This is a genomic window from Larkinella harenae (assembly GCF_054780515.1).
Map to the genome: position 1 here is coordinate 1,195,747 of NZ_BAAGWE010000001.1, position 18,376 is coordinate 1,214,122.

The window sequence follows — 18,376 nt, forward strand, 5'->3', positions numbered from 1 at the left end:
ATGGCTGTTAACTTTCGGTTTTGGTATCCCGCAGTAGTTTATTCGCGTAAATAAATTCGTTCAACTCCGCCACGTTCGAATGCGTGATGGTGCTGCTGTCGCCTTCCCACAATTTATGGCCTTTGTAGAGGAACAGAATCTTTTCGCCGATTTCCATCATGGAATTCATGTCGTGAGTAATCACCACCGTTGTAATCTGAAACTCATCGGTAATTTCCCGGATCAGTTCATCGATTTTGATCGATGTAAGTGGATCAAGGCCGGAGTTGGGCTCATCGCAGAAAAGGTATTTGGGGTTCATCACAATGGCCCGGGCAATACCAACGCGCTTTTTCATTCCCCCGCTGATTTCCGACGGCATCCGGTCCGCAGCGGCTTCGAGTTCAACGCGTTTCAGACAAAACCGGGCCCGGTCAATCTTTTCGGATAAACTCATATCGGTCAACATGTCGAGCGGAAACCGTACATTCTCCAGCACGGTTTTGGAGTCGAACAGCGCACCACCCTGGAAAAGTACGCCCATTTCGCGCCGGATGGCTTTCTGGGTGTCTTCGTCGCCGGTCAAAAAATCGCGGCCATTGTAAAGCACCTGACCCACCTCGGGTTTGACAAGTCCGACCATGCATTTCAGCAAAACGCTTTTCCCCGTGCCGCTACCACCAATGATCAGACTGGTTTCGCCGGGTAAGAATGTGCCGGAAATCCCGGCCAGAACCGTGCGTTCGCCGAAGGTTTTCTGTATATTTTTAATCTCGATCATGATGCTTGGGTTGTTACACAGCGCTTATCAGCATTGATTCGGAACAATCAGATCAACTCTGATGCCCTCTGCCTGTGTACTAACAGAGACTTACAATAATAATTGCGCCAGTAAAAAGTCCGCGGCCAGCACCGCAATACAGCTATTGGTTACGGCGGCTGTCGAGGCCTGCCCGACTTCCAGCGCACCCCCAGATGTGTAATAGCCTTTGAAGGACGAAATGGTTGAAATCAGAAAGGCAAAAACCACGGATTTGATCAGAGCAAACGTAATATTGAACGGATTAAAATCAGAACGAAGCCCGTAAATGTATTCTTCGGATGTAATTAGTTTGGCCAATGTACCGGCAATGTAACCGCCATAAATGGATAAAAAACCAGCCAGAACGACCAGCATCGGGAACGTAATCATGGAAGCCAGTACCTTAGGCAAAACCAGGTATGAAGTCGAGTTGATTCCCATTACTTCCAGGGCGTCAATTTGCTCCGTAATGCGCATGGTGCCCAAACCGCCCGCGATGTTGGAACCGACTTTGCCGGACAAAACCACGCAGGTGATGGTAGGAGCCAGTTCTAAAACCGTCATGTCTCTGACAATTAAAGAAATAATGTAGGTCGGAACAAAGGGGCTTACCATGTTATAGGCCGTCTGAACGCAGGTCACGGCGCCAATGAACGTCGAAACAATCGAGACGATGAAGACCGAGTTGATGCCGATTTGGATGCATTCGTCCAGAACCAGTTTGGTATAGACCCCGACTTTTTCGCGGTTCCGGAATAATGACCCTAAGAAGATGAAATAACGACCGAGATAATGCATAAGCGCAAATAACAACAAAACTACGGTAAAGATAGAACGGTTTTGTGCGTATCTTGCCAAAAAACATCAAAGAGTCGATAGTCATTAATGCACCATCGGGCGTATTTAAAAAGATTGGGCAAAGGCTAGTGACCATTGACTGATTCTATGAATCCATTACTGGTAGTTACAGGCGGTACCAAAGGGATTGGGCGAGCCGTGGTTGAGCGTTTTGCGGAAGGTGGTTTTGACATCGTGGTGAGTGCCCGCAGCGAAGACGATTTACGTAAGTTAAAGCACGATATTGAAGATTCGGTAGCGGAGGTTCTCGAAGGATTCGATGAAGCCGTTATGCCGACAATCTTTCCGTTCGCGGCAGATCTGGCCCAACGAGCTGACATAAACCGGCTGATTGAGTTCATTCGCTCGCTGGCCCGTCCGGTGCAGGTGCTGGTGAATAATGTCGGCGTTTTTCTGCCCGGACAGGTGCATAACGAGCCGGAAGGCACGTTCGAAACCACCATGAATCTGAATGTGGCCAGTATCTATCACCTGACCCGTGGGCTGATTGGCGATATGATGAAACAGCGGCAGGGGCACATTTTCATGATGGGTTCGACTGCGAGTGTGACGGCCTATCCGAACGGCGGCTCGTACTGCATTTCCAAGTTTGCTCTGCTGGGACTGGCCAAAGAATTGCGCGAAGAAATGAAACCGTACGGCGTCAAAGTGACCACGTTATTGCCCGGTGCTACCTACACCGACAGTTGGGCTGCGTCTGGTTTGCCCGAAGCCCGGTTTATGCAACCAGCCGATGTGGCCGAGGTAATCTGGTCGGCCTACAACCTGTCGGCGGGTGCAGTGGTGGAAGAAATTTTGCTCCGTCCCCAGTTAGGAGACATAAAATAAAAGGGTGGGTAAATCGATCGGGGTAAGCGCGTTTCCGGCAAGAGCTAAATGAACAGGTGATTCAATATACAATATTCGCTAGTCGGTATGATCTTCCTTCGTATCTTGCGCCCTCATCACCAACAAGGTAAATAAGAAAGCATTATTTTAAACATAAAACTCCAGTAATGGAATCTGTTCAATATTTGGGTATCGACGTCGGCGGTACAAACGTTAAAATGGGGATTGTCGACGCACAAAATGGCAATATTACGAATTTCTATAGTCATGATACGGCCAGTTGGCGCGAATCAGGGCACTTTGTCGAACAGTTTGCCGATGCCATTGCGCTTCAATTGTACGCTCATAAAGAAATTAACAAAGTTGGAATTGGCTTGCCGGGAATGATTAACCGGGAGCGGACGGTTCCGCTGGAGATTACGGCCATTCCCGAATTGAACGGTGTTCCGTTGGTCGAAATGCTCAACAAACGGTTTCCAGACGTACAGTTTTTTCTGGAAAACGACGCCAATGCTGCCGCACTGGGCGAATTTTATTTTGCAGACGATGCCATTGATGAAAATTACATTTTCATTACGCTCGGAACCGGTGTAGGCGGAGCGGCCATCATCAATAAAAAAGTATTTGTTGGGGGCGACGGGAACGCGATGGAACCCGGCCATATTCCTTCGCGCAACAACCGGGTGCTCGAGCGCAACATTGGTAAAAAAGAACTGCTGGATCTGGCCAATGAAAGACGCCAGGAGTTTACCGGAGCAACGCAACTGGCCGCAGACGGCAGTATTTCAACAACCAGCCTGGTGGCTGCGGCTGCCGTGGGTGATGAACTGGCGCTGCAAATCTGGAATGAAGTGGGCGAGATGCTCGGCGATGGCCTGGTAGCCCTGATCCGAGTGCTGGATATCAAACAGATTTTGATTGGTGGTGGCTTGTCGGCCTCGTACGATTACATTCTGCCAGCGGTTGAGAAACAACTGGATTTCTGGCTGACACCGTACTACCAGAACGGACTGTCGCTTAAGCGGGCCACCCTTGGCAATGATGCCGGTTTGTTGGGCGCGGCCTCGCTGTGTTTTGAGTAAATAAGGTCGTTTTAGACAACAGAGCGGTTTTCGATCTGGCGGTACGCTGAAATCGAAAACCGCTCTTTTTACACAATATTCACTTCCGGGTTGAGCGGAATGCCAAACTTTTCGGCTACGGATTGTTGCACTTGGTGAGCAATGTCAAGAAGTTCGGTGCCGGTCGCCCCGCCGTAGTTGACCAGAACGAGCGCCTGTTTGGCATGCACCCCGGCCTGACCAATTTGCCGGCCCTTCCAGCCGCATTGCTCAATGAGCCAGCCCGCCGGTACTTTCACCGTCAGATCGCCGGTTGGATAGCCCGGTAGGCCAGGATAGAGGGCTTTCAGTTCTTCAAACTGACCTTTTGAGATCTCCGGGTTTTTAAAGAAACTTCCTGCATTACCGATTTCAGCCGGATTGGGCAATTTACTCTGCCGGATGCGCACAACGGCATCGCTAACCGCTTTAATCGTGAGATCAGCTTCCGATATACCCATTGACGCCAGCGTTTCACGAATTGCGCCGTATTCGACATGGAACACAGGTTGTTTATTCAACCGAAGGGTAATGCTGCTGATGATGTAATGTCCTTTCAATTCATGTTTGAAAACACTTTCACGATAGCCAAACCGGCAGTCGGCGTGGTTGAAAATCCGCGTTTCGCCGGTCTGAATATCAACCGCTTCCAGGTGATCGAAAACCTGTTCGATTTCAACCCCGTAAGCTCCAATATTCTGCATCGGGGCCGCCCCGGCCGTACCGGGAATTAGCGATAGATTTTCGACTCCCGCGTAACCATTGTCCACGCAAAACATCACCAGGCTATGCCAGTTGACGCCCGCCCCGAATTTTATGTAAACATGGGCATCATCTTCCCGTACGACGGTAATTCCCTGAATGGCCATTCTGATGACCAATCCTTCAAAATCACGCGTAAACAATAAGTTACTACCACCGCCCAGAATGAGCTTAGGAATAGATACGTATTCACTTAACTGAAAAAGCGTTTTGAGCTGTTCGGCCGTAGCAATTTCGACCCAGTAACGGGCGCGGGCATCGAGACCAAACGTATTATACGGTTTCAGCGATACATAGCTCTGGATATCTAGCATAGGTTATGCGTCATAAAGCTCCTCAAAGTAAGTAAAAAGAAGCCAAAACGTTGGTATATTGAATGCATTGCGCAACAAGATAGCAGACCGATTGTTGCTTAACCAGATAGTTACTAAATTTGCCGCTAAAGGATGAAAGCACATAGAGACAGAATTCGGCTGGATAGCGCGCTTATCCTGATCATTTTAGGGGTATTATCGGGCTGGATCAGTTCGTGTGCTTCCTCAAAGAAAACGGCTTCGCGCACCTCAACGACGGATTACAACGCATACAATTACGATTTGTCAGCAACACGCCCGAAATACAACATATCGGCGTCTGCACCAACCAAGCCTGCATCGTCCGCTCCGGCGGGACGACCTGCATCGGATAATCGCCGGACCCTGCCGATGGCCGAGCCATTGCACATTAACAAAAAACTGGATGCCATTCTGGACACCATTTCGGTCAGAAACCGTTCCATCCGGTATGCACAGGGGTACCGGATTCAAGTGTATGTTGGTAACGAACGGTCCGAAATAGACCGGGTGAAACGGTTTACGTACCAGAACTTTCCGGAGTTAAATCCCTATACAACCTATCGTCAGCCAACGTATCGTTTAAAAGTAGGAGATTTTATGCGCCGAATCGACGCTGAACGGTATTTGGCGCAGCTTCGCCAGCAGTTTTCGTCGGCAACACTTCTTCCGGATCGCATTGAAATTCGTCGAAGCTTATCTGTTAAATAAAATAATTTTATTTATCGATATAATATCTGTTTTCTACTGTTCCTTTGTCGATAACATATGAAAAAAGCACTTATCACTGGTATCACGGGTCAGGATGGTTCGTACCTGGCCGAACTTCTTCTGGCGAAGGGGTACGAAGTTCACGGAATCAAGCGCCGTAGCTCGTTATTTAACACCCAGCGTATTGATCATATTTACGAGGATCCGCACGAAAGTCACGTCCGCTTTCGGTTGCATTACGGTGATCTGTCTGACTCGACAAATATCATTCGGATTATTCAGGAAATTCAGCCGGATGAAATCTACAACTTAGGTGCCATGTCGCACGTTAGGGTGAGTTTCGAAGAACCCGAATACACCGCGCAAGTCGATGGAATTGGTACGCTACGCGTGCTGGAGGCTGTTCGGTTGCTGGGCTTGACGAAGAAAACCCGGATTTACCAGGCTTCCACGTCCGAACTGTACGGTGGAGTTCAGGGACACGCTCAGGCTGAAGATACGCCGTTTTACCCGCGGTCGCCGTATGCCGTTGCAAAACTGTATGGTTACTGGATCACGGTAAACTACCGCGAAGCGTACGACATGTATGCCTGCAACGGTATTCTGTTTAATCACGAATCACCGCTGCGGGGAGAAACGTTCGTTACCCGTAAAATTACCCGTGCCGTTGCCCGGATTGCGCTGGGATTACAGGACAAGGTTTACATGGGAAATCTGGACGCACAGCGCGACTGGGGCCACGCCAAAGATTATGTGGAAGCCATGTGGTTGATGCTGCAACAGGAAAAACCGGAAGATTTTGTGATTGCAACCGGTCAGACTACCCACATTCGTGACTTTATCCGAATGGCCTTTTCAGAAGTAGGCATTGAACTGGAATTTAAAGGTGAAGGGGTCAACGAAGTAGGTGTTGTCGCCAAATCGTCCCATGCTAATTATCCGCTGGAAGTGGGCAAGGAAGTCGTTTGCATCGACGAACGGTATTTTCGGCCAACCGAAGTTGATTTGCTGCTGGGCGATCCCACAAAAGCGATGACGAAGCTGGGCTGGAAGCCTAAATATGATCTGGCGGCTCTAGTGAAGGAAATGGTGGCGGCTGACATCGAGTTGTTCCAGCGTGATCAGTTGCTTGAAAAGAGCGGACACCGTGTGATGAACTACTTTGAGTAAATCTCTTTGAAGAATATATAGCAAAAAAGCCCGCTGCAACCAGCGGGCTTTTTTGTTGGGCCAATCGGTTGTTAAACCGGTACGGCGTAGTAGTACATCCGGGAGCTATTCGGATACATTCCGACCAGCATCAGACCGTCTCCTTCTTTGGTAGCGGCCATGGCGGTTTGCAGTTCTTTCACGTTACGAACCACTTTACCGTTGGCTTTTACGATGATAAATCCTTCTTCAATATCCGTATCGGCCATTTTGCCTTCGCGAATTCGTTTAACACGCACCCCGCCGGCAACGCCCAGGCGTTTCGCATCCGTGGCCGTCAGTTCTTCAAAATCGGCACCCAGGGAGCTGAGGCTGCTGGTTGAATTCGATACGGAAACGTTATCGCTTTTCTTGATGATATCGCGACCACCGTTGCGGTTGCGCAGCTCGACGCGGAAATCCCGCAGGTCACCATTCCGGTTTACGGTTACAGCGATGACATCACCCGGGCGACGGCGACCGATGATTTCGCGCATCTGGCCGTCAGAGTCTACATTCTGGCCTTCCATTTTAACGATCACGTCGCCTTTTTTCAGACCCGCAGCGGCTGAAGCACCACCTTCAACGACTTCGTTGATGTAGATACCACGGCCGATTTTAGAGCCCAGTTCCTGCGCACGCAGGCTGTTCAGTTCAACCGGGATGATACCCAGGTAACCACGTTGTACGTTACCGTATTTCACAAGGTCAGCCGACACCTTTTTCACCAGTGAGACCGGAACGGCAAAACCGTAGCCGCTGTAATAACCCGTTGCTGAAGCAATGGCGGAGTTGATCCCGACCAGTTCACCACGGAGGTTGACCAGCGCACCACCGGAGTTACCGGGGTTGATGGCGGCATCCGTTTGAATAAAGGCTTCAACCGGAGCTTCAGGGCGTTCTTCGTTGCGGTTGATGTTCTGGTCCAGAATACCAATCCGGCGGCTTTTGGCGCTAACAATACCCGCTGTAACCGTTGATTCGAGATCAAGCGGATATCCAACGGCCAGCACCCATTCGCCCAGTTTCAGAGCATCTGAATCGCCTAAAGTAATCGAGGGCAGGTTTTTTGCGTTAACCTGAATAACGGCCAGGTCAGTCAGGGGGTCCGTACCAATCACTTTGGCTTTGAAGCTGCGTTTATCGGTCATAATCACTTCCACCTCGTCGGCTCCCTGAACCACGTGGTTGTTTGTGACAATGTAACCATCCTGGCTGATGATAACACCTGAACCAGAGGCCTGGCCCCGTTGGCGTTGTGGTGCCCCATTACCACCCCGGCCAAACTCTTCGCCGAAGAAATCGCGGAAAATATCCGGAATCTGTTGTTGACGAACGGTCCGCGTGATGGTTGTTTTAATGTGCACGACAGCTGGCGTTGATGCTTCGGCGGCATAGGCAAAATCACCCGGTGCTGATTCGGGAGCGGTTAGGGCGGCTAGTCGCCCGGTAGGCGTTGTGGCTGGAGCAGATTCATTGAAAATAACATCCTGCTTGTTAAAGCCCAGGAAGTTATAAGCGGCCAGCGTAACAAAGCTCGATAACAGAGCAATAATTGCTAAAGTTTTCCAGTTGCTTTTCATGACTTGATTCTAAAATGGGTCGTTTACTGCTTTCGTATCAGTTCACTTTGATAACGAAATCCGCTTTTCCAAAAATTCGATCTACTAACGCAATTAACAAAATTTAACAACGAATGTTGATGAACCTTGCCAGTAGGAACAGGAATCGAAATGAGCGGGAAAAGCAGCATTCGCAGACGGAGACTCCTGACCTGAATTCAAAGGTATACTACCTTCATGACAACATCCATACCAGTCTAATGTTTATTCAAAGTAGTGTCATTTTGGCGGTCTTTTCTTTAATTATTCAGGGCTTAGATAGCCATTTTGACATGCCTTTTCAGGATTTGCCGCATATTATTTTGCAAATTGGCAGAAAAGCGTGCAGATTGTTGGTCAGAACAGCGTCGTCAAAACCGTCATAACTGTACTCGAGTTTCGCTATTAAAAAGAGTTTTAAAGAAGTTCGGGCAGGCCGGAGTCGCAATTAATGCGAGACGGGTTTCATCTGAAGTTGCTCACAAGCTTTTTCGGCAGCAGATTGTTCGGCTTTTTTCTTGCTATAGCCACTACCCTGCGCAAAAGGTTCATCGTTGACGGTAACCTGCGAAATAAATTCCCGGAAATGGTTATTGCCGCGCTCGGAGATGATAACAAACTCTACTTTTTTTCCTTCGCGTTGCGCCCACTCGATCAAGCGGCTCTTGTAGTTGGCGTTATTGCTGATCAGCGCTTCGAGGTCGTAATGGCCGAGCAATTCTTTGAGAATAAACTGGCGTGTAAACCGAAATCCCTTATCCAGGTAAATAGCTCCCACGAGTGCTTCCAGCGCATCACCGTACATGGACGTACGGGAAGGGACGATGCCACGGCTACGGCTACCATCGTATTCAATCAGGTTTTCCAACCCGATTTTACGCGCAATACCATTCAGGGTCTCGCGGTTTACGATTCGGGAGCGGATTTCAGTAAGAAAACCTTCGTCTTTGTAGGGAAATTTCTTGAAAAGAAACTCGGCGATAACCATGCCTAAAACGGCATCGCCGAGATACTCAAGTCTTTCATTCGATTCTTTAAACCCTTTGATCGCGGTTTCGCGCGAGGCTGAGGTGTGCCGAAACGCCAGTTGATAAAGACCAACGTTTGAGGGGGCTTCACCAATGATGTGCTCGATGGAACGCTTGAATTTCTTGCGCTCACTATCTCCCAACCGCAGTCGGAAGAAACTGAGAATAGGCTCGAGTACTGGGTTGGGTGAAGCGGCTGGCACGCGGCTAATTATGACTGTTAAGATTCAAGTTTGCGAAATATAACAGAAAAATTATGACCACCAAAACCGAACGTGTTGCTTAGTGCCACAGTAATGTCGCGTTTCTGGGCTTCGTTGAACGTAAAATTCAGTTTCGGATTAAATTGTTCGTCGTCGGTAAAATGGTTGATTGTCGGCGGAACAATCCCGTGTTTCATGGCCATCAGGCAGGCGATGGCTTCAATAGCTCCGGCGGCTCCCAACAGGTGACCGGTCATTGACTTGGTCGAACTGATATTTAATTGGTAAGCATGGTCGCCAAAAACCTTTTCAATGGCCGTTGCTTCGCTTACATCACCCAGGGGAGTTGAGGTGCCGTGTACGTTGATATAATCAACGTCTTCCGGCTTGATTCCGGCATCGTTCAGGGCATCCTTCATGACGTTCAGGGCGCCCAGACCTTCAGGATGGGGGGCCGTGATATGATACGCGTCGGATGACATCCCGCCACCGATGAGTTCGGCGTAAATTTTGGCGCCCCGCGCTTTGGCATGCTCGTATTCCTCCAGGATCAGTGCTCCTGCTCCTTCGCCCAGCACGAAACCATCGCGGTCTTTGTCGAAAGGCCGGGATGCCGTTTCCGGGGAGTCATTCCGTTCCGATAAAGCACGGAGGGCATTGAATCCACCCACGCCAGCTTCGGTTACGGCTGCTTCCGAACCGCCGGAGATGGCAATGTTCAGGCGGCCCAGGCGGATGAAATTGAAGGCGTCGATCATGGCATTGGTAGCCGATGCACAAGCCGAAACCGTTACGTAATTGACACCGTAAAAACTGTAGCGAATCGAGAGCATGCCCGAAGCGCTATCGGCAATCATTTTCGGGATGAAAAAGGGATTGTAACGGGGCGAACCATCGCCGGTCGCGTAGTTTTTCACTTCGTCCTCGAAGGTTTTGAGTCCTCCGATTCCGGAACCCCAAATTACGCCGGCTTTAGTCAAATCAAGTTTTTCAAGATCAAGCCCGGCATCCTTCACCGCTTCGTCGGCTACAATGAGCGCATACTGGGCGAAAGGATCCATTTTACGAGCATCCTGACGAGGGATAAACTGATTGATATCCAGATTTTTAACTTCGCAGGCAAATTTCGTCCGAAATTTTTCGGCATTAAATTTAGTAATCGGACCGGCGCCACTTACACCGGCAGATAAGCCGTTCCAGAACTCTTGTACTGTATTACCAATCGGCGTAAGAGCGCCCAGGCCGGTGATTACTACTCGCTTAAAAGGCATAGAATGAACTACAAAAAGAAAGGCTTATTTCACGTTCTCTTCCAGATACGAGATGGCTTGGCCTACCGTACCGATATTTTCCGCTTGGTCGTCCGGAATGGAGATGTTGAACTCTTTTTCAAATTCCATAATCAGTTCGACGGTGTCGAGCGAATCCGCGCCCAGATCGTTGGTGAAGCTGGCTTCCGGCGTTACCTCCGATTCCTCAACACCCAGTTTTTCAACAATGATTGCTTTTACTTTGTCTGCAATTTCTGACATTTCTGTATGCGTTTGGGGTTCTAAAAACTGTGCAAAGAAAGAGATTAAAAATAGTATTGTCAAATAATTTTTTCTCCCGTAGATCGTTTAAAAAGGCTTGTTTTTTTTCGTAAAAAGACAGATTAACAGGTTATTACAAAATAAAATTTCTTTTGTTAAATGAACGGGAAAGAAGAGAATAGTTCTGAGGGGCTGTCACCGAATAAATAACACCGATGCCTCCATAATCCCCAAACAAACCCTTTCAGGCCCCCAAAAAAGCCTTTGGCTACCGTCGGCCAATCCGGCTGTTTCAATTAACAAATGAAAGGATGTAAAAGTTATTGATCAAATGGCTCGGGCATTTTAATCGCTGCTCAAACCGGCCAATTACGTACTTTTGCCAAAAAAACGGTGAACATTCCCAAACTAAAACATACAGACACCGGTAACTTCTTTCTGATTGCCGGTCCATGCGCCATTGAAAATCGCGATCTGGCGCTGGAAATTGCCCAGAAGCTGATTGCCATCACCGATCGGTTGGAAATACCGTTCATTTTTAAGGGGTCTTACCGCAAGGCAAACCGCACAAAACTGGATTCGTTCACCGGGATCGGTGATCTCCCGGCCTTGGAAATCCTGCGGGAAGTAGGAGCGACGTTTGACGTACCAACCCTGACGGACTTCCACGAATCCGGCGAAGCAACGCTGGCGGCCTCCTATGTCGATGTGCTGCAAATTCCGGCGTTTTTATGCCGTCAAACGGATATGCTCACGGCCGCTGCCGAAACCGGAAAGGTCGTAAACGTGAAAAAAGGGCAGTTTATGTCGGGAGAGTCAATGGCGTTTGCCGTTGAAAAAGTCAGGGCGGTGAATCCGGAAGCAGCGGTTTTTCTGACCGATCGGGGAAATTCATTCGGCTACGGTGATCTGGTTGTCGACTACCGAAACCTGCCGATCATGCAGCAGCACGGCGTGCCGGTGGTGATGGATTGCACGCATTCGTTGCAGCAGCCCAATCAGGCTTCGGGCGTAACGGGTGGAAAACCGGCCCTGATTGCTACGATTGCTAAAGCGGCTATTGCAGTTGGAGCTGATGGATTGTTTATCGAAACCCATCCTAACCCGTCAGAAGCCAAGTCCGACGGTGCTAATATGTTGCCGCTAAATCAGTTGGAAGAGTTGCTGGAGAAACTGGTGCGAATTCGACGTGCAATCTCCTAAGCGATGAACAGTAGAAACCGTTGGCCCATCACTCTACTTTGAACGACTAACTAAGCTGACCATGCAGACTCGCTACACCACCAATCCGACTGATTTTAAACAGTACGATACCGACCGCATCCGGCGGGATTTTTTGATCGAAAGCCTGTTCCAACCTGACTCCTTTGAACTGGTTTATTCACACTATGACCGGATGATTGTGGGCGGTATCATGCCCGTTCAAGGACCGCAAGCCCTGCCAACCTACGAGGAGCTAAAGGCGGACTTCTTTTTGCAACGACGCGAGCTGGGAATTATCAATGTTGGGGGCGACGGTTTGGTAACGGTAGACGGGCAACCGTATGAACTAGCGAAAAAGGATTGTCTGTATGTCGGGCTGGGTAGTCAGGACGTGGTTTTTGCCAGCACGCAGGCCGACCAGCCCGCCAGGTTTGCGTTACTCTCTACGCCAGCGCACCGGAATTGTCCGACGGCGAAACTCACTTCAGCGGAGGCTTCACCTACTGAGATGGGAGCCCAGGAAACCGCTAATCAACGGACTATTTACAAATACATTCACGCCGACGGTTTGCAAAGCTGCCAGTTGGTGATGGGGTTGACAACGCTCAAATCCGGAAGCATCTGGAACACCATGCCACCGCACGTACACGACCGACGGATGGAGGCCTATATTTATTTCGATATACCTGAAAGTCAGCGTGTTTTTCATTTTATGGGCCATCCACAGGAAACGCGCCATCTGCTTGTTTCCAATGAACAGGCCATCCTTTCGCCCCCCTGGTCCATTCACGCGGGAGCCGGAACAACCAGTTACTCCTTTATCTGGGCTATGGCTGGTGAGAACTATACGTTTACGGATATGGATTTTGTGCAATTGGGCACTATTCGCTAACGGCAGCTTTCGTACTTTATGCCAATTCCCAGACTTTTTTGTGCCCGATTCAAAAAAGTAAAAATCATTATTTATCTTTAGATTATCATACGATAAGGAGAGTCATTATTACGTAATGGACTAGCGGGAAACGACCTTAGCGGTTGTTTCTAATGGCATTTTTTTGAGTTTCAGTAAAGACTACCAGACGATTAAATCCTCTATAAATAACCTTGGTTACACATTTACGGTATCTGAAGCTATGTCCATCGTCAAACAAACCGTTGATAAAGCCCGGAAGGCTTACAAACACCTGTTTCCCGCTCCTGTTCTAAAAGATTTTCCGACTGAAAACCTGCCCTGGATTGACCAGCTTAATCCTGATATAGAAGGGTTTGTTAGAGTATTTTCCAAAGCAGCTCAACTGCCTTACAACCTGGCTGAAAAGCTGCAATTCTGGCATAAAAACGGTTATGTAATTCTTGAAAAGGCGATTTCTGAAGATTTGATAGAGGCTTATCTGGCGGATGTGCAGGAATTAATTGACCAACATAAATCGTACGATATTACTATTCGTATCGACCGGCCGGAGTATAGCAAACACCCCGTCATGAAAATCCGCGACGTTCCACGCGAAATTATTGAAGGTCAGTATATTAAGATTATGGACTTTCATAACGCGTCGGTGGCCGGGAAGAAATTGATGTTGCATAAAGCCATTGTGGCATTTCTGGAAGCGATCTTCAATCAGAAAGTAGTGGCCATGCAAAGCCTGACGTTTTTGTACGGATCGCAACAGGAAACCCATCAGGACTTCCCGTATGTCGTACCGCAGGTTCCGAGTCATTTAGCAGCCGCCTGGATTGCACTGGAAGATGTTAAACCCGGTTCGGGAGAACTGCATTACTACGTCAAATCGCATAAAATCCGGAAGTTCGATTGGGGGAACGGTATTTTCTTTACCGAAGGATCAACAAAAAATCCGACGGATTTTGGCCGCTACCTGAGTGGCGAATGTGAGCGGCTGGGCCTGGAAAAAAAGACGCTGCTGATCAAAAAAGGGGATGTGTTGATCTGGCACGCAGCGCTGGCGCACGGCGGGGAACCGATTCTGGATCCGGAGCTGACGCGCAAGTCCTTTGTGTGTCACTATTCATCAAATCTGGGTTATTACCGACACCGTCATGATTTGGTGAATGAACCCGTTCGCTACAACCTGAATGGAGCCGACGTTTTTGGTGACCCCAAGCTGGCGATGTACGAAAACTCATTCAAGCGGGGCGAGGAAGTTGAGTAAGGCCTCTCTGCGTTTGTTTTCTGCGAAACTTCTCAAAAAAAGCGCCATCCGAACCCGGATGGCGCTTTTGATCCTACCAATCTCTATTCGTAATGCATTGTCTACAGTTACTTTATTTTGTCAGTCCACACCTTTGATGGAGCTGGCTCCGGAGGTGTTGGACCGAATGGAAGCTGCGCCCCGGTAAGTCAGGTTGCTGGCTCCGCTTGCTTCAGCATCAAGCCGGTCGGTGACATGCACCCGGGCACTGCTGGCACCGGATAAATCGACCTTGGCACTGGCTACTTTCAGGTCATACGCTTTCAGCGTGGTGGCTCCCGAAACTTCACCTTCGAGCCGTTTGGCCTGGCCGGTCAGCGTAACGCTTGATGCGCCGGAGAGATCAACCGTCAGGCGTTCGGCATCCACTTCGATCGTGGAGGAAGACGCGCCTGAAATATCAATATCAAGTTCTTTGAGGTTGCGGAATCCAGTTACGTCCGAACGGGAGGCTCCCGAAAAATCAATCGCTCGCAAGGAGGGCATGGACACATTAACGGTAACCCGCTGCCGGTTGCGATTCCAGCCCAGTTTGTCTTTGTAGCGCACTTGTAACGTGCCGTTAACAACTTTGGCTTCCAGGTCTTCGAGGTCCGAATTACGACCTGAGGCTGTAACCTTAAAACCGTTTCCCCGCGTTACATGAATTGTAAACGCACTGCCAAGATCAAGCTTATCGAAATTGCTGACATTGAAGGTGCGGGTTTCTTCCTGCGCGGTCAGGATCATCATTTCCGCCAGTTCGGTTCCTGAAGGGCTAATGGCTGCCACCGACAACAGGTTTGCCGACAACAGAAGGGAAGTCAATAAAGAAAGCGAAAAAGGCTTTTTCATGCTGAATGCTAGTTATGGAGTTTAGCTAAAGATGCAGCAAAGGGCCGGTACGTTGCATGCCTTTGCTGCATCAATTACTTTTCGGTCGTGGTACTATTCTGGACGGTTGGGGCCGTGGACGCTGCTGGCCCCGCTTGTTTTGGAACGGAGGTCGTCAACCGTACCGAATTCAGCATTGCTGGCTCCGGTCGCCTGCACATCGGCTTGACCAACATGCATGCCGGTAGCGTCGAGTTTGCAGGCACCCGTCAGGTGTGCATCCAGACGATTGACACGCCCCCGGAGCGTTGCTTTCGATGCTCCCGTTAAATGAACGTCCAACTGACTGGCTTTGGCATCAATCAACATTTTGCAGGCCCCGCTCAAGTCAACATCCAGCTTTTCAGTCGTTTCAAAACCGGTGATGATGGATTGGGTGGCACCCGAGAAATGAACGGATTTAACGTCTGGCATAGTGATTGTGATACCAATCCGACGGCGATTCCGCCATTTGAAAAGCCCTTCGTTGCGGTATTCAACGTGCAGTTCGCCGTTATCCACCCGAATCCGCAAGTCATCGATGTCTTCTTCGCGACCGTCGGCTACCACCTTGAACGTGTCACCGTGTTTAACCCGTACCGCGAAGGCTCCGCCGATATCAATTTTTGAGAAATTGCTCACTTCAAACTGGCGCGTATATTCGCCTTTGTTGAAGAAATCGTCGCCCAATTCGTTCCGGAGCACCTCGTCGATGGCGTCGTTGGTGTCGAAATCGTCCCGGTAACGGTCATCATTCAATTCGCGGGGGTGAGTCAGTGAAACCAACCCATCGACCCGGCTGAACTTCCAGAGTGAGTTTTTCATGCGTTCCAGCTCTTGTTCGCCAAACTCATTGCGAATATGACGGGCAAATGCTTCTGTCATTCGGAAAGGACGTTCGTAGGGAATATAAACCGTCACGTCAACATCCTGCCCCCGAAACCGTGACCCCGACTTAATTTCAAACGCGTTGTCAAAACGAATCAGGGAGTCTTTAACGGCCCAGCTATAAATAATGGTTTTTGCATTGCGCTGAGCAGCCTGGCGATTGGGTCCCTGCGCTTCCAGCCGTTTCATAAGTTTCCAGCTGGCACCATCAATGCCTTCCAGTTCGATCGACGTATGGAAGTCGCCGTTATTGTCGTAGATATCGTTAATGTCCAGCGTGGGAATTGCCGCCGGAGGGGCAATCGCTTCGGTTTCTTCAACATGACTCCGGCTTCTGAACTCACTGACCAGCGGAGGAACCGTGGCCGCCAGACCGATCAGCCCGGCAAACCAGATCGATAGTAGCGTGAGCGCAATAGCCGTTGTTACCATGGCCCGTTGAGAAATGATCATCAGCCCCAGAATAGCCAGCCCCAGGCCCGGTAAAAAAGCCGTGATAAAGCCCGAAAGAACCATCAGGGGCGGAACTTCCCGCTGAATCATGTACAGAATCTCATTGTCACCAAAGTTGAGACCCTGCAGGCCAAAAATGGTTCCTAGTGCGCCAAGCGACCCAATCATGACCGCAAAACCGACCACCACCAGAAACACGCCGGCCAGCACCCGGATAATTGAGATGAAACCGCGCGCCATTGGCCCCAAGGCGCTTCCTAATCCGTTGAAAATCATGGCGATTATCCGAAACGGAAACAGCAGAATTTTGGCCAGCGTACTTTCCTCGGCGGTTTCGCTGATATCAAGGCTGCGCTTGATATTGCTCTCGATGTTCGAGAGCGTAATAGGCTCCCCCTGCATTTCCATCTTTTCGGTTAAGGTATTAGCGGGCGGAGAAATGATCCAGAGAACAATGTACGCCAGAAGACCCGTACCGAACAGGAAAATGGTCAGCACAAACAGCAGCCGAACAACGCCGGAATCGATCCCGAAATAGGCAGCGATGCCCGAAGCCACGCCACCCAGCACTTTGTCATCGGGGTTGCGGTAAAATTTCTTGACGCTTTTGTCGTCTTCCAGCGTGGTCGAACCCGGGAAGGCGATCCACATGGCGATGTACAGAACCACCGTAAAGCCGGAGAGGCTGCCAAAAAATTCGCCACCGCCATTACCGAATATCCCGCTGAAAGGCGGCAGCGCCAGGATGAGCGTTACGAAAATAAGCCGTACCCAAACCGGGTCAATGTTGAAATAATTGGCGATGCCCGAAGCCACACCACCCGCAATTTTCCGGCGCAGGTCGCGGTAGAGTTTACGCGGAGGCACATTGCCAGAATGTGGAGGAACCGGTCCGCTTCCGGCAAAATTTCCGTTACCCGAACGGCTTTCGCTAACCGGCGGAACCGTTTCAAACGTTGACTGCGAGCGACTGCCACTGGCCGACGTCGTTCCGATCACATCTTCTTCTTCGATGGCTTCGAAATCGGCGACGGTTCCCATCGACAGGATTAACTCGTTGACGTCATCCAGCGTAACGACTTGCCGCGGGTTGGCCTGCTTTTCGGCCGCTTTGAGCTTATTGAGCAGTTTTTCGGCAATCCGGTTTTCAATATCGGTAATAATTTCCTGGCTGTCTTCGTAGGTCGAGAAGTAGTGTTGAATCGACGTGAGATACCCTTTTAATTTATCGTAGCCGTCTTCCTCAATGTGGAAGATTACTCCGCTTATATTTATACTGATGGTCTTTTTCATGGCAAAAAGCGTGTGAAAGAGTCGAGATGAGTTTAGGTCAGTTTTCCTGCGATGGTGTACCCGGATTGTTGCCAATGGTCGGAACCGGTGGCTCGGCTGGGGTTATTCCGTTGGTTGTTGCCTTGTGCATTTCGGTTTTACTGACAATTGAATTCACCGATTCGGATAGTTCCTGCCACGTATCGTTCATTCCTTTCAGCGACGCCCGACCAGTTTCGGTCAGCAGGTAATATTTCCGCGGAGGGCCGGAAGTGGATTCAACCCACTTATAATCAAGCAGTCCGGCATTTTTAAGCCGGGTTAACAGAGGGTAAAGTGTACCCTCTACCACCATAATGCGGGCGGAGGTCAACTCCTCCAGCATGTCGGAAGCATAGACTTCGCCCCGCGAGATGATGTGCAGAATGCAGAATTCCAGGATACCCTTCCGCATTTGCACTTGAGCATTTTCAATATTCATATCACTGCATGACGTTAAAAGCGTTGATGGAAGCAGGAGCTGATCAGTTTATCGAGTGCATTAAGTAATGATTCATCAGTTGTTGTTTACGTATAA

General features: G+C 49.5%; 17 protein-coding genes. 7 read left to right on the forward strand and 10 right to left on the reverse strand.

The genetic code is table 11. The annotated features are described in order from the left end of the window. Nucleotides 1-7: 7 nt before the first annotated feature. Entirely contained in the window at nt 8-760 is a 753-nt protein-coding gene (locus ACYVH9_RS04850) for an ABC transporter ATP-binding protein (RefSeq protein ID WP_460635168.1), read from the reverse strand. A gap of 90 nt (nt 761-850) precedes the next feature. Then, a complete protein-coding gene (locus ACYVH9_RS04855; RefSeq protein WP_460635169.1) occupies nt 851-1,579 on the reverse strand; it encodes an MlaE family ABC transporter permease in 729 nt (242 codons plus the stop codon). A 147-nt stretch (nt 1,580-1,726) separates the two neighbouring features. Between ACYVH9_RS04855 and ACYVH9_RS04860 the strand changes: the two genes are divergently transcribed. After that, on the forward strand, nt 1,727-2,467 hold the full coding sequence (locus ACYVH9_RS04860; RefSeq protein WP_460635170.1) for an SDR family oxidoreductase: 741 nt from the start codon (nt 1,727-1,729) through the stop codon (nt 2,465-2,467). Nucleotides 2,468-2,634: 167 nt separating this feature from the next. Next, entirely contained in the window at nt 2,635-3,549 is a 915-nt protein-coding gene (locus tag ACYVH9_RS04865) for an ROK family protein (RefSeq protein ID WP_460635171.1), read from the forward strand. A gap of 68 nt (nt 3,550-3,617) precedes the next feature. Here ACYVH9_RS04865 and murB read toward each other — a convergent pair whose 3' ends face one another. Then, entirely contained in the window at nt 3,618-4,643 is a 1,026-nt protein-coding gene (murB, locus tag ACYVH9_RS04870) for a UDP-N-acetylmuramate dehydrogenase (protein WP_460635172.1), read from the reverse strand. Between the two features lie 132 nt (nt 4,644-4,775). Between murB and ACYVH9_RS04875 the strand changes: the two genes are divergently transcribed. Both ACYVH9_RS04875 and gmd read left to right on the forward strand, forming a co-directional pair. Further along, entirely contained in the window at nt 4,776-5,372 is a 597-nt protein-coding gene (locus tag ACYVH9_RS04875) for an SPOR domain-containing protein (RefSeq protein ID WP_460635173.1), read from the forward strand. A gap of 57 nt (nt 5,373-5,429) precedes the next feature. Further along, on the forward strand, nt 5,430-6,542 hold the full coding sequence (gene gmd / locus ACYVH9_RS04880) for a GDP-mannose 4,6-dehydratase (RefSeq protein WP_460635174.1): 1,113 nt from the start codon (nt 5,430-5,432) through the stop codon (nt 6,540-6,542). 71 nt (nt 6,543-6,613) lie between these two features. Here the strand turns inward: gmd and ACYVH9_RS04885 are convergent, their stop codons facing one another. From ACYVH9_RS04885 to ACYVH9_RS04900, 4 genes are all read right to left on the reverse strand, one after another. After that, nucleotides 6,614-8,143 carry a Do family serine endopeptidase gene (locus ACYVH9_RS04885; RefSeq protein WP_460635175.1) on the reverse strand — a complete coding sequence of 510 codons (1,530 nt, stop codon included), beginning with the start codon at nt 8,141-8,143 and terminating at the stop codon, nt 6,614-6,616. Nucleotides 8,144-8,609: 466 nt separating this feature from the next. After that, nucleotides 8,610-9,392 (reverse strand): ribonuclease III, encoded by a 783-nt coding sequence (gene rnc / locus ACYVH9_RS04890; RefSeq protein WP_460635176.1) that lies wholly within the window; start codon nt 9,390-9,392, stop codon nt 8,610-8,612. A gap of 17 nt (nt 9,393-9,409) precedes the next feature. Continuing rightward, nucleotides 9,410-10,663, reverse strand: a complete 1,254-nt coding sequence (gene fabF / locus ACYVH9_RS04895; protein ID WP_460635177.1) for a beta-ketoacyl-ACP synthase II — start codon at nt 10,661-10,663, stop codon at nt 9,410-9,412. Between the two features lie 24 nt (nt 10,664-10,687). Then, entirely contained in the window at nt 10,688-10,924 is a 237-nt protein-coding gene (locus tag ACYVH9_RS04900) for an acyl carrier protein (RefSeq protein ID WP_128547485.1), read from the reverse strand. 393 nt (nt 10,925-11,317) lie between these two features. Between ACYVH9_RS04900 and kdsA the strand changes: the two genes are divergently transcribed. From kdsA to ACYVH9_RS04915, 3 genes are all read left to right on the forward strand, one after another. Beyond that, on the forward strand, nt 11,318-12,127 hold the full coding sequence (kdsA, locus tag ACYVH9_RS04905; protein ID WP_460635178.1) for a 3-deoxy-8-phosphooctulonate synthase: 810 nt from the start codon (nt 11,318-11,320) through the stop codon (nt 12,125-12,127). Between the two features lie 61 nt (nt 12,128-12,188). Beyond that, the gene (gene kduI / locus ACYVH9_RS04910) at nt 12,189-13,019 is read left to right on the forward strand and encodes a 5-dehydro-4-deoxy-D-glucuronate isomerase (protein WP_460635179.1); all 831 of its coding nucleotides are present in this window, start codon (nt 12,189-12,191) and stop codon (nt 13,017-13,019) included. Between the two features lie 241 nt (nt 13,020-13,260). Then, nucleotides 13,261-14,295, forward strand: coding sequence for a phytanoyl-CoA dioxygenase family protein (locus tag ACYVH9_RS04915; RefSeq protein ID WP_460635180.1), 1,035 nt, complete (start codon nt 13,261-13,263; stop codon nt 14,293-14,295). Nucleotides 14,296-14,415: 120 nt separating this feature from the next. Here ACYVH9_RS04915 and ACYVH9_RS04920 read toward each other — a convergent pair whose 3' ends face one another. The 3 genes from ACYVH9_RS04920 to ACYVH9_RS04930 all read right to left on the reverse strand — a co-directional run bounded on the left by ACYVH9_RS04920 (nt 14,416) and on the right by ACYVH9_RS04930 (nt 18,280). After that, the gene (locus ACYVH9_RS04920; RefSeq protein ID WP_460635181.1) at nt 14,416-15,168 is read right to left on the reverse strand and encodes a head GIN domain-containing protein; all 753 of its coding nucleotides are present in this window, start codon (nt 15,166-15,168) and stop codon (nt 14,416-14,418) included. 93 nt (nt 15,169-15,261) lie between these two features. Next, nucleotides 15,262-17,820, reverse strand: a complete 2,559-nt coding sequence (locus ACYVH9_RS04925) for a PspC domain-containing protein (protein ID WP_460635182.1) — start codon at nt 17,818-17,820, stop codon at nt 15,262-15,264. Between the two features lie 37 nt (nt 17,821-17,857). Then, the gene (locus tag ACYVH9_RS04930; protein ID WP_460635183.1) at nt 17,858-18,280 is read right to left on the reverse strand and encodes a PadR family transcriptional regulator; all 423 of its coding nucleotides are present in this window, start codon (nt 18,278-18,280) and stop codon (nt 17,858-17,860) included. Between the last annotated feature and the right edge of the window lie 96 nt (nt 18,281-18,376).